The 14,176-nt window shown below is 40.7% G+C and carries 19 protein-coding genes; 3 read left to right on the forward strand and 16 right to left on the reverse strand.

The genetic code is table 11. The features are described 5' to 3' along the window. Positions 1–30 precede the first annotated feature (30 nt). Positions 31–687 carry a lysophospholipid acyltransferase family protein gene (locus tag QUF07_RS01170; protein WP_289426623.1) on the forward strand — a complete coding sequence of 219 codons (657 nt, stop codon included), beginning with the start codon at positions 31–33 and terminating at the stop codon, positions 685–687. Between the two features lie 64 nt (positions 688–751). On the opposite strand, the gene QUF07_RS01175 is transcribed toward QUF07_RS01170, so the two are convergent. Both QUF07_RS01175 and QUF07_RS01180 read right to left on the reverse strand, forming a co-directional pair. Next, positions 752–976, reverse strand: a complete 225-nt coding sequence (locus tag QUF07_RS01175; protein ID WP_054746584.1) for a YneF family protein — start codon at positions 974–976, stop codon at positions 752–754. A 97-nt stretch (positions 977–1,073) separates the two neighbouring features. Beyond that, complete coding sequence (locus tag QUF07_RS01180; RefSeq protein WP_056982875.1) at positions 1,074–1,358, reverse strand: DUF896 domain-containing protein; 285 nt, start codon at positions 1,356–1,358, stop codon at positions 1,074–1,076. A gap of 121 nt (positions 1,359–1,479) precedes the next feature. Between QUF07_RS01180 and lexA the strand changes: the two genes are divergently transcribed. After that, positions 1,480–2,109, forward strand: coding sequence for a transcriptional repressor LexA (gene lexA, locus QUF07_RS01185; RefSeq protein ID WP_289426624.1), 630 nt, complete (start codon positions 1,480–1,482; stop codon positions 2,107–2,109). Between the two features lie 31 nt (positions 2,110–2,140). Here the strand turns inward: lexA and QUF07_RS01190 are convergent, their stop codons facing one another. Next, a complete protein-coding gene (locus tag QUF07_RS01190) occupies positions 2,141–3,322 on the reverse strand; it encodes a hydroxymethylglutaryl-CoA synthase (RefSeq protein ID WP_217161349.1) in 1,182 nt (393 codons plus the stop codon). Positions 3,323–3,415: 93 nt separating this feature from the next. Then, positions 3,416–3,667, reverse strand: coding sequence for a hypothetical protein (locus QUF07_RS01195; RefSeq protein WP_054746582.1), 252 nt, complete (start codon positions 3,665–3,667; stop codon positions 3,416–3,418). A gap of 113 nt (positions 3,668–3,780) precedes the next feature. On the opposite strand from QUF07_RS01195, the gene QUF07_RS01200 reads away from it, so the two are divergent. Continuing rightward, positions 3,781–3,969 carry a PspC domain-containing protein gene (locus QUF07_RS01200; RefSeq protein WP_289426625.1) on the forward strand — a complete coding sequence of 63 codons (189 nt, stop codon included), beginning with the start codon at positions 3,781–3,783 and terminating at the stop codon, positions 3,967–3,969. Here QUF07_RS01200 and QUF07_RS01205 read toward each other — a convergent pair whose 3' ends face one another. The 12 genes from QUF07_RS01205 to QUF07_RS01260 form a co-directional block, all read right to left on the reverse strand. Next, positions 3,970–4,611 (reverse strand): TIGR01906 family membrane protein, encoded by a 642-nt coding sequence (locus QUF07_RS01205; protein WP_347340659.1) that lies wholly within the window; start codon positions 4,609–4,611, stop codon positions 3,970–3,972. Between the two features lies 1 nt (position 4,612). Beyond that, the gene (locus QUF07_RS01210) at positions 4,613–5,386 is read right to left on the reverse strand and encodes a TIGR01457 family HAD-type hydrolase (RefSeq protein WP_217161352.1); all 774 of its coding nucleotides are present in this window, start codon (positions 5,384–5,386) and stop codon (positions 4,613–4,615) included. 17 nt (positions 5,387–5,403) lie between these two features. Further along, the gene (locus QUF07_RS01215; protein WP_054746581.1) at positions 5,404–5,976 is read right to left on the reverse strand and encodes a YutD family protein; all 573 of its coding nucleotides are present in this window, start codon (positions 5,974–5,976) and stop codon (positions 5,404–5,406) included. 12 nt (positions 5,977–5,988) lie between these two features. Then, the gene (locus QUF07_RS01220; protein ID WP_289426626.1) at positions 5,989–7,380 is read right to left on the reverse strand and encodes a bifunctional metallophosphatase/5'-nucleotidase; all 1,392 of its coding nucleotides are present in this window, start codon (positions 7,378–7,380) and stop codon (positions 5,989–5,991) included. 17 nt (positions 7,381–7,397) lie between these two features. Beyond that, complete coding sequence (locus QUF07_RS01225; protein ID WP_217341349.1) at positions 7,398–8,006, reverse strand: metallophosphoesterase; 609 nt, start codon at positions 8,004–8,006, stop codon at positions 7,398–7,400. Positions 8,007–8,080: 74 nt separating this feature from the next. Continuing rightward, the gene (locus QUF07_RS01230) at positions 8,081–9,454 is read right to left on the reverse strand and encodes an amino acid permease (RefSeq protein ID WP_217161355.1); all 1,374 of its coding nucleotides are present in this window, start codon (positions 9,452–9,454) and stop codon (positions 8,081–8,083) included. Positions 9,455–9,538: 84 nt separating this feature from the next. Next, a complete protein-coding gene (locus QUF07_RS01235; RefSeq protein ID WP_217161356.1) occupies positions 9,539–10,738 on the reverse strand; it encodes an acetate/propionate family kinase in 1,200 nt (399 codons plus the stop codon). Positions 10,739–10,764: 26 nt separating this feature from the next. Then, on the reverse strand, positions 10,765–11,799 hold the full coding sequence (locus tag QUF07_RS01240) for a class I SAM-dependent methyltransferase (RefSeq protein ID WP_289426627.1): 1,035 nt from the start codon (positions 11,797–11,799) through the stop codon (positions 10,765–10,767). 299 nt (positions 11,800–12,098) lie between these two features. Next, complete coding sequence (locus QUF07_RS01245; RefSeq protein ID WP_217341350.1) at positions 12,099–12,536, reverse strand: competence type IV pilus minor pilin ComGF; 438 nt, start codon at positions 12,534–12,536, stop codon at positions 12,099–12,101. 140 nt (positions 12,537–12,676) lie between these two features. After that, positions 12,677–13,114, reverse strand: coding sequence for a hypothetical protein (locus tag QUF07_RS01250; RefSeq protein ID WP_217161358.1), 438 nt, complete (start codon positions 13,112–13,114; stop codon positions 12,677–12,679). Next, a complete protein-coding gene (gene comGC / locus QUF07_RS01255; RefSeq protein WP_217161359.1) occupies positions 13,098–13,412 on the reverse strand; it encodes a competence type IV pilus major pilin ComGC in 315 nt (104 codons plus the stop codon). The genes QUF07_RS01250 and comGC overlap by 17 nt, the downstream gene beginning before the upstream one ends. A 1-nt stretch (position 13,413) precedes the next feature. After that, complete coding sequence (locus tag QUF07_RS01260) at positions 13,414–14,004, reverse strand: type II secretion system F family protein (protein ID WP_289426628.1); 591 nt, start codon at positions 14,002–14,004, stop codon at positions 13,414–13,416. Between the last annotated feature and the right edge of the window lie 172 nt (positions 14,005–14,176).

Below are 14,176 nucleotides of genomic sequence, written 5' to 3' on the forward strand. Positions count from 1 at the left end.
TCTATCAGATTATGAAAGAAGGAAATGGAATTGTTTTATTCATTTGCCAGAATAATTGTTCGTTTCCTGGTATTTTTGATTAATGGAAATGCTCATTATTTACACACGGAGCGATTACCAAAGGGAAACTTTATCTTGGTGGGACCCCATCGGACTTGGTTTGATCCAATCTATTTTGCCTTGGCTGCCAGCCCTAAAAAGTTTACTTTTATGGCGAAAAAAGAACTATTTAAAAATCCAATTTTGAAGTTTATTTTAGTTCACGCAAATGCATTTGCAGTGGACCGGGATAATCCTGGACCGTCAGCTATCAAAACCCCCGTTAAAAGACTACGCAAGACTGATTTATCACTGATTTTATTTCCATCAGGAACCCGTCATTCAGAGCAACTTAAGGGCGGAGCAGCATTAATTGCGAAATTAGCCAACGTTCCCCTCGTTCCGGTTATTTATCAGGGACCGTTGACTTTTAAACGGTTGTTCGCCCGGAAACCTGTAAAAATTGCGTTTGGGGAGCCAATTTATTTGGATCGAAAAGCCAAGCTTGATGATGAAGCCCAAAAGCAAGTTGAGCAACAGATGCAAATCGCCTTTGATGCCCTTGACTATGCGGTCGATCCGGCGTTCAAGTATGTCGACGTCTCAAAAAAAGTGAAGGAAATTGACAGTAAGAAATCAAGCGAATAGTGCCTATCAAAAAAGTCCTGACATCTAATTCTTGTCAGGGCTTAGTTTTTACACAGACAAACCACTACTTCTTGCTGGTTTGATTCTGCATTGAGTGCATCATTTGATTCAATTTCTTCTGTGAAGGTTTTTGACCCATTTGCAGCATCATTTGTCGCAATTGATCTTCGTTAAATGGTGGATTTTCTTTGAGGTACTTTTCCATATATCTTCGAGCACCGTAAAAACCACCAACTAAACCTAAGATCAAAGCCAACACAACGATCAATATCCAAATCCAAGTTGCCAAGACAAGGCCTCCTTTATAATCTCATTTAATAATTCTACACAATAATCAACAACAATTAAAGACCTAATCCACAAAATGGCCATTTAGTTGATCGTAACTAGTCGTCTCGAAGATTCTTATCCTTTTGGATCTTTCGAACTTTCTTTGAGGTGACCTCTTTGCCATCTTTATCGTAAATCTTCATCATTTCAATCTGCTTCTTAAAATTATCTCTAAAACGGGCAACATATTTTTTTCGAAGCTCGGCCTGCTCAACTTTTTCCAATTCAGTTAAGCCTTCCTTTTTAGCCTTATGAGCCAGTTCATTGATTCGTGGAATAATTTCTTTTAAAACGCTGTCACCGATTTTAGATTGCAATTTTTTCTTTTCGTCTTCGTTCATAAACATTCCTCCAATTTTAGATTATACCGTTTTTTATTAAAATATGCGAACGTGTGTTTGAAAAATTCATAGGGTTATGATACGATTAAACCAATAATTAAAGAACCTACGAGGTGTCAATATGATTAAGAATCCCGAAAGTAAACAATACCAAATTTTACACTATATCTGGGAAAAAGTTAACGAAAAAGGTTATCCGCCCACGGTTCGGGAAATCGGTGAAGCTGTCCATCTATCGTCAACATCTACTGTCCACGGTCACATCTCCCGACTTGAACGCAAAGGCTACATCGTTAAAGATCCTTCAAAGCCCAGGGCGTTGGAAGTAACAACTGCCGGTCTCGATACTCTGGGCATTGCCCCAGAACAAAAGCAAATCCCAGTTTTAGGAACCGTCACTGCCGGTGAACCCATTTTAGCTGTTCAGGAAGCAACGGATTATTTCCCGTTACCCCCTGCACTTGCCCACAGTGATCAGCCCCTCTTTATGTTACAAATTCGTGGTGAATCCATGATTAACGCTGGGATCCTTAATGGCGATTACGTGGTTGTCCGCAAACAATCGTCCGCGGACAACGGTGATATCGTCATTGCCATGACGGATGAGAATGAAGCGACTTGTAAACGATTCTTTAAAGAAAGCGATCACTACCGTCTGCAACCGGAAAATGACACAATGGCACCAATTATTTTAACGAAGGTCACAATTTTGGGGAAAGTTGTGAGTCTTTATCGCAGTGATATCTCATAAAACTAATAACCACTTATTGGTCGGGACAAAGCTAAGCGTTTTGTCCCGACTTTTTTGTATCCATGTATTCCAGTTGGTCGTTGTGCCTACCACGAAGCACGAATCGACTTTGATCGGAAGCAATATCAAAAGTCATTTCGCCAGCAGACAGCGGCAGCCCCGATTGATACATTTTTTCGTACTCCGGAATTGACAACTTGACCCGATTTTCCAACAATCGATCCACCTGCTGCTTAAGTTTAGTCCGATCAAATGACTCGGCAATTGTGCCACTGTAAAACTCGCCCTGAGCACCCGAACCATAACTGAATAGTCCAATTCGATCCTGAGAATGCAAATTATCTGAATTGGCAAGCAGGGAGATCAGGCTGAGATAAAGAGAACCAGTGTACAAATTGCCAACTTCCGCATTATATTGGGTTGAAAAATCAAATTCGTGTAATAATTGGTCCGCATTGTCCGTGTCGGCAACAACTGACTTCAATGCCTTTAACCCCATTTTTGTAAACGGCAAGTGAAAGGCCATGGCAGCAAAGTCAGCTAATGTTCGCTTCGTCTGGTGACGATATTGGTTCCAAGTTTCATTAAAGAAATCAATGTAAATATCAGTTGAGTAATGACCATCTACCACGGCCTCTTGCCGGTATAACGGCCGCCAGAAATCCATAATGTTGTCAGAATGAAAAGCACTTTGCCCATCTAAAGCTAAAATGTGTGGGTCTTGGGTAATCAACATGGCAACGGCCCCACCGCCTTGAGTGACCTCTCCTGCGGTCTCTAAGCCATACTTGGCAATGTCTGACGCAATAACTAACACCTTACTATTTAGATGCAGGGAGACGTGATCAATGGCCATCTGGACCCCGGCAGTTGCGCCATAACAGGCCTGTTTAATTTCAAACGCCCTGGCTCGTTTTGAGATGCTTAGTAAATCCTGCAGGTAAATCGCGGCAGCTTTGGAATTGTCGACGCCCGTTTCAGTCCCAAAGATCACCATATCAATTTGTGCTTTATCGGCAGCCGTTAAAATTTCGGCAGCCGCATTAGCACCCATCGTCACCGTGTCTTGCGTTTGTGGGATCACTGATTGCCTTCTTTGACCAATGCCAATCAAATATTTATTAGGATCCACGTTGCGAGCATTCGCCAGGTCTGTCATGTCAATATAATATGGAGAGGTGAAGAAGCCAATTTTATCAATTCCAACCGTCATAATCGTTCTCCTTTTAAGAAAGAATGAGACCCAGACATCACGGATTAGCGTTCATATCTTAGCCCCATTATGTATAACATATTAATTTTAAAATCATTCACTCACAAAATGAATCTTATAAGTGTCATGACCGTTCATTGACTCAATTTCCAGTCCCTCATGGAGATCACCTGCATAAACAAAGCCTTCGTGCTGATGACCAGTTGAGACAAACGTCCATTGAACAACTTGATTACCACTGAGTGCGGAGCCAAAGACCCGGACGCCAGTAAATGTTCCGGTGGTATTATCAGAAAGAATAACTTCTTGATTTCCTAAATTTCCATTTACGTTTATAGTTAACATACAATTCTCCTAGCATTTCGTTTGTACAACTTCATAATATATCATAATTGAAATTCAAAAGCGAATCAGGTATGGTGATCTTAGAACCACAATCAACCAAAGGAGTGATTTTTATGAAGATCAATATTCCTAGATCAAAAACGGACAGAATCATTGGTGGCGTCATTGGCGGCTTAAGTGAACATTACAATTGGAACACAACTCTAGCGCGGGTGCTATTTGTCCTTTTTAGCTTAATCCCATTGGTTCCCGGAATCATTATCTACTTAGTTCTTTGGATCTTAATGGCCGACCCCGATTAGTTAATCATTTTGCAATTTTTTAAGTGATCGGTGACCCAGCCAGTAAATAATCGCCAAAGTCCCGAAGAAAATCACAAAAAACAAGATAAAACATTCTAAAAAGAACGTATCTGGAAGCATGTTAATAACCGGATCCGTTCGAGGATCAAACAGCCAATCGTTATTTCGAAATAAAAGTTCATGAAAATAAATAAAAATTTGGTCAAAATTAATCAACATCATCACAATAATCATTAGCGAGAATGTGATTACAACCTTAATTGGGGTAATCAACAGCCACGTTAATGATTTTTTGTTTAACCTCGTTAATACATAACCGCTAATCGGGACTAGCAACAGGCCGACTAAATTATTAAATAGAATAAGGTGTCGGACATCGCTAAAATGCTGGATCCCCTTTTGAGAGCTAAAAAAGTAATAAAAGTGAAGTGACTTAATCCACGGAAGCTGCAGATACTGAATAATTTGCAGGTAGTCCCGCCTCAGCTGATGTGGTTCGAGTCCTGTAGCTGTTGTTAAGTGGAGCAACGGGATGTTAATTGAAAACAGCCAAATACTATTCACAGTTAAGAAAATAGCGAGTGATAAGCAAGCTAGAATGATGAGAACCGATATGCCAATTTGTTTGACCGTAAATTTCACATTAAAGCCGCCATTCATCTAAACTATTAATTTGGTAAGTTGGTTGTGCTTCCTGTTTAGCAACCTGATCAGGCGTTGACAAGCCCGTATAGACAAGCATAGTGTCCACTCCGGCATTGATTCCGGCCATGATATCGGTATTGTAATTGTCACCCACCATGACAACGTCATCCTTTTCCAAGCCAATCTTTTTAGCAGCACTATCAATAATTCTGGCCTTGGGCTTTCCAATCATAATTGGCGCTTGTTGAGTGGCATAACGGACAAAATCAACGACTGCCCCGGCGCCGGGCATCATGCCCCGTTCCTTTGGAATATTCGTATCTGGATTTGTCCCAATGAATGTAGACCCACTGCGAATTGCCAAAACTGCCTGGGCAAGTTTTTCATAGGTTAGATCCGAATCCAAGCCAACCACGACATAATCAGGTTGATCGGCATCTAATTGATAACCATTTGCCAGAATAACCTGCTTTAAGCCCATTTCCCCAACGATATAAACCGTTGGTCGATCCTTTTGTTTGTTTTCATTCATAAAATCAACAGTTGCCATGCCTGATGTATAAACATTTTCAGGTTTGACAAAAATATCGTGATTTTCAGCCAAATTTTTAACCACATCCCGTGGCAATTGGGTAGAATTGTTGGTCACAAATAAAAATGGGATTTGTTTCTGTTGCAATCTTTCGATAAATCGCTTAGCTGCGGGTATTCGTTTCTTGCCTGCATAAACGGTCCCATCGAGGTCGATAAAATAGCCCTTATACTGTTTCATTGACGCCATCCCTTCAGTTAATTTTTACTTTCACGAATAATGAAGTGGTGTTTGTTTGACTTTTCTTCAGCCTTGACGACCATATCCTTGTGTTTTCGACTCGGCTTTTTCTTGGTCGTCACCTTCTGTTCAACGAAGGCATGATTTCGACGGGGACGATGACTGTTGTGATTGCGATTCTTGTTTGAACGATGTCGATTTCGCGTATTGTGTGATTTTCGAACAATCGGTCGGGCTTCCAAATTATGAATTACAAAATAAGGCGCCCCAAAATTAACAAATTCAAGAATATAGTCGTTCAATGCTGACACAAATGGACCAGTTTGAACCGCGCGGTCATCATTATAAAAGCCCCGAAGCCGCAGTTTCCCGTATCCCCAATCACCAACAATATAATCGAACTGACTGAAAGCGGGATGATATCGACGGACAAACTCGTCAAAATCAAATCCATGGGCGTGGTCTTCAACCAATTCATATTTATGATCATTGATTAAAAATTCGGTTTCAGTTGTTCGCGTAATTCGTGCCAGTGGTCGGCGCTTTTCAGCTTGTTGCTCGACGAGTTCGTCTAATTGCTTTCGATCCAAAGTATCCCTCCTCTAGCCATTTAGTGGATAGTGCTTGGCAAGATAGTCACCAAAAACATCACGTAAGTTCTGATCATACAAAATCTCATTTTTCCCGATTATATCAATTGTTGGAAAAAATGGAATAAACAAATAATGGTCGGGCATGGCCACCTGATAAGTCTTAATCGGTGACACTAACTCTTCTCTAAAGAATAGTTGACCAGCGTCTTTATCGTACCGTAATCCATTATAATGCAATTCGCCAAAGTATTTACCCCGGAAACCCATGCCTTTTTGTGGGAATTTGATCAAAAAGTTATGATTACGTTCCATTTCTTTGATTAATCGCCACAAATTGTAGCCATCTAAAGTAACTCGCATGACGTGCATTGCATGAGGCAACATCTGATGAAGCTGATTTCGGTCAATAATGCCGGTCGGCAGATTTCTTAAAAATAATCCTGAATTGAGAATGCCAGCCTGAGTTTCAGCCTTTTCCATAATTGAATGCAATCCTTCATCAACTAACCTTGAATGGCCAACTAAATTAGTTGTCATTGGCGTCTTAATTCGTGCAAGCTTGTTTCTTGCTAACAGTGCTTCACCATGTTGTTGGTACTCAGTGATTTCACTGTCATCTTTAGGATCTACAGGTAAAGTCTCCGTTTTGGTAAGGACTGCATGATCTTCAAGAATTTTGTGATGTTTATCGACCTTGATTGTAATCTCACCGATATAGTGGCCCCACTTTTCAGCAGCGGCCAACAAGGATGTATTAATCCGCTCACCCTTGACCAGCAAATGATGAGTGTGAGATCCAATGATGACATCAAGCTCAGGAAACTTCCGGGCCAACCGTCGATCTACATCGTGGCCTAAGTGAGATAACAGAACGGCGATGTCGTATTGACCTTTGTTTTGCTTTAAAAGTCTTGGTATCACGGCATCCGGTGAAATTGGGTCCCATCCCAAGATTGGGTAAGTTAACAAGTATGGTGCTGTCAGACCAAGGATCAAAACTCGGGTCTTTTCAGGGGTTGTCACAATCTTAAATGGTTTTGCCCAGTGAGGGATCTGCTTGGTCTTATCATCTAAAATATTCGCTAACACCACATCAAAATTTGCATCGGTGTATAACTCATTTAGTTGCTCGTGACTGTTAGTTAAGCCTTCATTATTACCGATTGTCACCGCATCATAGTGGATCTGATTAAGTAGCTCAACATTCGCCTTGCCATTGGTCACTTCCGTCAATGGGTGCGCCCGGTCAACTGCATCCCCCAGATCCACTGTGATCACTGAAGAATTCTTTTGCTGATTCAAAAGCTCCCGGCGACTAATAATAAAGCGCCGAATGCGCGGCCAATTTTCAAAATGTGAATGGATGTCATTTGTGTGTAAAATCGTAATTTTTTCAGTCATCCAATAACCACCTATAATTACTGTCTTTTTGCAAAATCAATTGCCTTTTGTTCGACCATCTTTTCAATTTCTGCCTGAGAAAATGGGGTCCCAAAAGGTGGTCTCCGAGTTAAATAGTCTGTTTCGGGCGTATCCACCCCAACGTTAATGTTTTCTTTTATCGGGACTGCATAATGGTGAATATGTCCGTGCAAATTGATGATTTGCTTCACAATCCCCAACATCATCGGGTAATGGGTCATGTAATATTGACGGTGATTCATTTTGATTAAGACGCCAACATCATGAAATTCAAACTTGTTATGATTACCAACTGGATGATTGTGTTGCTGGAGATATTTAAATAAGGCACGAGAATCATGATTGCCTTTAATAAGCACAAGTCGACCATTGAGCTGGTTAAGCACCTCAAAAATCTTTTCCAAGGCTACTTTCTCAGGGCGCGTATGCAAGATGGCAATGTCGCCCAAGTGGTAAACAATATCGTCGGGGCCCACCCGCTTATTCCAATTATTGATGATCGTTTCATTCATATCTTCAACAGTCAAAAAGGGTCGCGGAGCAAACTCGCTCAGTCCCAACAATCGTTCATGAAAGAAATGAGTGTCAGCTGTAAAATATTGCATGAAAAAACTTCTTTCAATTAGATTAATTATACTGTTAATGATACCACCCGAGCAAAATGAAGTAATTAAAAAGTTTAGCTTTCCTTTGCTCGATCTGATACTGCCTTTACAACAAACAACGCCCCCAGCCAAATAACCGACCCAATGAGGGCAATTAGGGTGTCTGTCTTGAGGAGTAGCACAAAGCCAACAAAGATCAAGAATGCCAATACGAAGTAATCGGAAATCGGAAAAAGTGGCATTTTAAACTTCAATTCGGAATGCTTGCCACTGCGTTTCACTTCGTCCCGATACTTAATGTGGGCAACAACAATCATTCCCCAAACAAATAAGAAACAAGTTGTGGCAACACTTGAAATGAAGCTGAACACATTTCCTGGCATCATAATACTTAACAAAACAATGACGGCAATCACAGCAGTGGAAAACAGGATGGCGTTAAATGGAATTTGCCTTCTCGATAATTTTCCAACCCGCTGACTAAATTTTGATTTCCCGCCATAAGTTAAGGAAAATAACATTCGCCCAGTTGTAAATAATGAACTATTGCAAGCCGAAATTGCCGCTGTCAGGACCACAAAGTTAATGATAACCGCTGCGGATTTGATTCCAACGCCTGCAAACACCTGCACAAATGGGCTCGAGACAGGTGAAACATGTTGCCAAGGGAAGATACTCATCAGTGCCAGCAAAGATCCAATATAGAACAATAACACTCGGGTAGGCACTTCGTTGATACTTTTAGGAATCGTGACAGTTGGGTCCTGAGTCTCAGAAGCGGTCATGCCAATCATTTCAATCCCAGCAAAACTAAATAACACCATTTGAAATGATAACACGAAGCCTTTAATTCCTTTGGCAAAAATCCCGCCGTCGACAACATTGCTCAGAGAAGCGTGACCATATGGTGTCTTAAAATGAACGGCAACCAGAATAATGCCAACCAAAATCAAGGCCACAATTGCCACAATTTTAACAATCGCCAGCCAGAATTCGGTCTCGCCAAATGCAGAAACGGCAATAATGTTAATGATAAATAAAATTGTCAGCAACACTAATCCCGTCAGCCAAACTGGTATTTTTGGAAACCAGAATTGAACATAAAGCCCCGAGGCAGTCACCTCGGCCATTGCAATGGAAATCCAGCACATCCAATATGTCCAGCCAATTGCAAAACCAATTTTATCACCGAGGTACTTCTCAATAAAAAATACGAACGAGTTGCTGCTTAAGTCAGACAGTAGCAGTTCACCCAGCGCTCTCATTAGCAGAAAGCATGCCAACCCGGCAATCATATATGCCAGCATAATTGCCGGTCCAGCCAAATGAATAGATTGACCGGCACCTAAGAATAGTCCAGTTCCAATCGTCCCGCCCAGCGCAATTAACTGCACGTGTCGATTTTTGAGCCCCCGAGATAATTGTTGATCATTCTGCTGATCGGTCAATGAGTTGCCTCCTTTTTAAAAGAAAAGCCGTGATGCAATATCACGGCCAAATACTTTTTAAACCTTTTTAAATCCGTTACTAATCTATTTTTGAGCGTGACGTAATCGTTCGATATCTCGGACGATCATCAATTCTTCATCAGTTGGAATCAATAAAGTTTTAACCTTTGAGCCTTCTGCTGAAAGATCGCGTTCAACGCCACGAATATCATTCTTTTTTGGATCAACTTTAATGCCAAAGTAATCCAATTTGTCAGCAACTTCTTGGCGAATCATAATATCATTTTCACCAATTCCGGCTGTAAAGACCAGTGCATCAATTCCATCCATTTCAGCAATGTAGCTACCGATGTAACGAATGATTCGATTCTTGAAGATTTCACGAGCCAACATTGCCCGATGGTTTGTATGCATGACACCTTCAATTTCACGCATATCTGCAGAAACGCCAGAAACACCGACCAAGCCAGATTTATGGTTCAAAATATCAACCATTTCGTCCATGTCCTTGATACCAGCCTTATCCATCACATACTGAAGTGCTGATGGATCAACGTCTCCTGAACGAGTTGCCATTGTAATCCCAGCAACGGGTGAGAAGCCCATTGAGGTGTCGAATGACTTACCGTCTTTAATCGCATCAATTGAGGCGCCGGCACCTAAATGAAGGATAACCAGCTTAAGGTCTTCAAGTGGTTTATTCAACATTTTGGCTGCTCGTTGAGAAACATAACGATAACTGGTACCATGAGCGCCATATTTACGTACTTGGAACTTTTGGTAATATTCATAAGGCAAACTGTACATGTAGTTAACTTCCGGCAGTGTCGTATGGAATGACGTATCAAATACCGCAACACTAATGACGTTGGGCAAAATCTTCTTGAAAGCTTTAATCCCAAGCAAATTAGCAGGTTCATGTAACGGGGCGAAGTCGGTCAGTGATTCGATTTTCTTCATTACATCGTCATCAATCACAACTGAATCAGGGAATAATTCACCACCAGCAACAATTCGATGACCAACTCCGGTAATTTCGTTATAATCCTTAATAATCTTCAAACTTAGTAATTTGTCTAAGACAAGTTGAATGGCCTCTTCATGGTTCGCAATGTCTTCAGTGTCTTTAAACTTTTTACCATCACCATATTTAATTGATACTTCTGATGAGCCAAGGCCAATTCGGTCAATGGCACCACTTGATAAAACTTTTTCTTCGGGCATTTGGAATAACTTGTACTTAAGTGTTGAACTACCAGCGTTAATTGCGATTGATTTTCCCATAACGATAAATTTGCTCCTCTAATATTTTATTTAAGATCTTTTTCTTCCCAAGCATCAATTTCAGTTAGAAATTTAGCGAATGCTTGTTGGTCCTTGAATGACGGGAATTCTCCAAGCATAACCGGATCAGCTTGCTTAGCCTTTTCACCCGTGTTCTGTAAAATCAAGATTGCCTTTTGAGCGGCTGCATTCTGGAACAACTCACCCGGCAAGTTAAGTAGGCCTTGTAAATAAATCTTGCCCTGCATCCATTTTAGCAGTTGCTTGGCTTCATCCGTCTGGAAAAGTTGACTGGGAACCAAAAAGAACCCGAAGCCACCTTTTTTGACATGGTTCATTGCAAACTCAATCAATAAATGGTGAACGTATGAATGACCATTTTCAGAGTGAGTGGCAAATCCCTTGGCATTCTTATCAATTGGGTAATAACCAATTGGCAGGTCGCTAACGGCAACGTCAACCATTGGGGCCAAGACGTTTTGAACGGCATCTTCATGAAATAATTCGGCATGAATATGCTGAAGTTCAAACGAATCGGCGGCAAGTTCAAACATGGCATCATCATTTTCGATTCCGGAAACCGTTGGCGTTAATGACAATGTATTGCTTAACTGGTTATTTAAAGCTGTCAGTAAATTTCCAGTCCCCATTGCGGGATCAAGCAAGCTGATCGATTCAGTACCCCGGAATATTCCGGAAATGATATAGCCGATCACGTTAGCAATCGTATCAGGGGTTATTTGGTAATTGGCCTGAACATTATCAACCCGAATTGCTTTTAAAATAGCCATTTGAAGACCTTTGCGAAGGGTTTCAGAATCATATTCGCTTCGCTTAAATTCCGAACAAATATTGATTAACTTCTTTGCGTCGGCATCATTTAGCCCTGATTCCTCAGTATCCGGATCCTGAATCACGGCCAATGTTTCGATGAGTGAATCCAAATGGGATTGATCCGTAGCTTTTTGAATCAGCTCGCTGGCTCGGTTCAAAATGTCAAAGAAACGTTCAATTTGTCCTTCTGTCAGAATGCTCAACTCCTTTTCACAATACTTGAACACTATTAAATACTACCAGAAAAGGCTTTAACAATTCAAGTAAGTTTACAAAAACACAAGGGTTGAAGTCAATAATCTTTCAATTTGTAAATAGATGAGGTCAATCACGTTCTGCCTGGTGACTTTTTACTGGCGGTTTGAGGTGCGACTGGTGATTGACCATTCGTTTATTTCGATAACTTTGCGTGATTTCATAAATCGTTGATATTTCTTTATTATAAGACACACATTGAAAAATTAAACATGTGAGTAGAATACCTGTAAAAATGATTGCAACAACCGTCAATGATCCCTGACGGCCTTTATTTTTCGCTGAGTTTTGAATATGCATAACATGTTTGGTCGTTCGAAAAAGTAACGACTGTTTTAAGACACCCCCGATCACGTGACCACTTCACATCCTTAACAGCTGTTAATGCACGGATATGTCCCATTTTGACACCGGTTATTCTAATCATGTTATCGTAAAGCTGCATGTGATATTTTTTCTTAGTGACCGGGCTATACATTCTGACATCTTTTGATCGCACGTTTTGCAATTCAAACTTAAACCGCTCAGATTCAAGGATTTGGATATATGAATAGAAATCAACCTGATGCCGGTTGCGGGTTTGACCAACATATTTAATCATAACCACAACTGTCCAAACCGCGCAGATGCAGATCATTAAGCTCACTAAGCTTTCAATTAACAAATAGCCCTTCCGTTTCTTCCCCTTAATGATGAATTGTCCTCTCATAATTCTTCCGTTCTACAACCATAACTTGCTGAGAATGATCAATATTTCGATTCATTTGCGTTGTGACGTGAATATAAAACAGGCTGAAAACCGAAATAATTGTTAACCCAATCAATGAATCGATGGCAGTAAAACCATTTCTAGTATATTGTTCTAAGACGATAACCACTCCATCCTAATTGAATTCGCTGTTGATATTTTTCCTGACCATCCGTGGTGTACCAATGAATCGTTCGAGGGCTTTCAAAACCGTCATCCGCCACAGAAAATTGAACATGCTGCTTGAGTTTTAATGTACCAGGATAATTGATGATTTTGCGTTTGATTCGCCGATCACCTGGCATAAAGACCATCCGATCACGATTGAAATCAATTCGATAACCGGTATGATAAATCTGAGATTTAATGTTCATTTCATTCCAAGAATCTTCAACCGCTTCCCAAAAGATATTCTCCGCCGGATTGCCAACTTTAATCAGTTTTGTCAGCGCTAAATCTAGGAACAAAACAGCCACGATGATGCCCATATAGACAATCAACTCAATCATCGTAAACGCCGATTTATTTTGTGACTTCATTGTTTGCAATCTTCAACCCTTCATCTTTAGCCTCTTTCACTTGTTTCTTGGTGAGATAGCCCTCTCGATTTAATTCAGTAAAGCCAACCGATTTAACGGTCGGATGCTGGCTGGTATAGGCATCTATCTGAGCCTGGACCACGGAACTCATGGCGGAGGTGTGCACGGATTGCGCGTGTTTTCTCTGGTTGGTTAGGTTGGGAATAATAATCAAAATCAAGAGGGAAATAATGAACAACACGATCGTCATTTCAATTAGGGTAAAACCCGCTTTGGCTTTCTTTAAAGTTTTTTTCATGTTAATACATTCCTTTCACTGAACTGTATATTGGAACTAGCAGTTGGAAGTAAGTCGATACAATTGTGATGCCAATGATCATAAACATTGCCGGTTGAATGAAGCCAATCATTTTGTTGGTCGTCATAATCATTTCGTCAAACATTAATTTTGAGTACGCGGTCATTGAATTTGCCATTTCAGCAATCGTATTTCCAGAACTCATAAACTTCAGGATCTCTTTGGGGATGAATTGATGCTGATTGACAAGTTGCTGGATTGATCGGCCGCCAACAATTGCTTCATTCAACTGCTGACCAAGTTCATACAATAACGAATGCGGATCAAACTCATTTAATGTGTGGTAAATTTCCTGCACACTTAACCCGTTCTTAAGTAAGGTTGCCAAATTGCTGGCCAAATAATAAGCAATGTATCGGCGACAAAGCGGCCCGACAAGTGGCAACTTGACGAGTACCTGAGCCCGTTTAATGGCATTTTGTCGCCGCAAATGCAGCCAGAAAAGAATACTGCCCGCAACTACTATGATGCCGATGTATTTAATGATCATCGTTGTCGGGTTCTTGGTTTGACCGACGTTAATACTTGGCATGAGCTGTTCAATTTGTGGAAAAACATACACGTGAATCATTGTAATAAGAAGTAAGCACTAAATAATTGGACGTATTCAAAAAGGCATTCGAGCATGTTATTCTTCAGATAACACAATCGAATGCCTTTTTAAGTTTTTACAGTTAAGCTGCACAGCTTTGCTGTACTGCTTT

Origin of the sequence: Lentilactobacillus sp. TOM.63, from assembly GCF_030361045.1 — a bacterium.
GTDB lineage: Bacteria > Bacillota > Bacilli > Lactobacillales > Lactobacillaceae > Lentilactobacillus > Lentilactobacillus dabitei.

What these genes read in the sequence shown, in the direction of transcription:
- QUF07_RS01245 (WP_217341350.1), bottom strand. Translation starts at nt 12,536, where the DNA reads ATGAGAGGACAATTCATCATTAAGGGGAAGAAACGGAAGGGCTATTTG.
- QUF07_RS01225 (WP_217341349.1), bottom strand. Translation starts at nt 8,006, where the DNA reads ATGCAATATTTTACAGCTGACACTCATTTCTTTCATGAACGATTGTTG.
- QUF07_RS01200 (WP_289426625.1), top strand. Translation starts at nt 3,781, where the DNA reads ATGAAGATCAATATTCCTAGATCAAAAACGGACAGAATCATTGGTGGC.
- QUF07_RS01180 (WP_056982875.1), bottom strand. Translation starts at nt 1,358, where the DNA reads ATGAACGAAGACGAAAAGAAAAAATTGCAATCTAAAATCGGTGACAGC.
- QUF07_RS01250 (WP_217161358.1), bottom strand. Translation starts at nt 13,114, where the DNA reads ATGAAGTCACAAAATAAATCGGCGTTTACGATGATTGAGTTGATTGTC.
- QUF07_RS01210 (WP_217161352.1), bottom strand. Translation starts at nt 5,386, where the DNA reads ATGAAACAGTATAAGGGCTATTTTATCGACCTCGATGGGACCGTTTAT.
- comGC (WP_217161359.1), bottom strand. Translation starts at nt 13,412, where the DNA reads ATGAAAAAAACTTTAAAGAAAGCCAAAGCGGGTTTTACCCTAATTGAA.
- lexA (WP_289426624.1), top strand. Translation starts at nt 1,480, where the DNA reads ATGATTAAGAATCCCGAAAGTAAACAATACCAAATTTTACACTATATC.
- QUF07_RS01195 (WP_054746582.1), bottom strand. Translation starts at nt 3,667, where the DNA reads ATGTTAACTATAAACGTAAATGGAAATTTAGGAAATCAAGAAGTTATT.
- QUF07_RS01220 (WP_289426626.1), bottom strand. Translation starts at nt 7,380, where the DNA reads ATGACTGAAAAAATTACGATTTTACACACAAATGACATCCATTCACAT.
- QUF07_RS01235 (WP_217161356.1), bottom strand. Translation starts at nt 10,738, where the DNA reads ATGGGAAAATCAATCGCAATTAACGCTGGTAGTTCAACACTTAAGTAC.
- QUF07_RS01260 (WP_289426628.1), bottom strand. Translation starts at nt 14,004, where the DNA reads ATGCCAAGTATTAACGTCGGTCAAACCAAGAACCCGACAACGATGATC.
- QUF07_RS01190 (WP_217161349.1), bottom strand. Translation starts at nt 3,322, where the DNA reads ATGACGGTTGGAATTGATAAAATTGGCTTCTTCACCTCTCCATATTAT.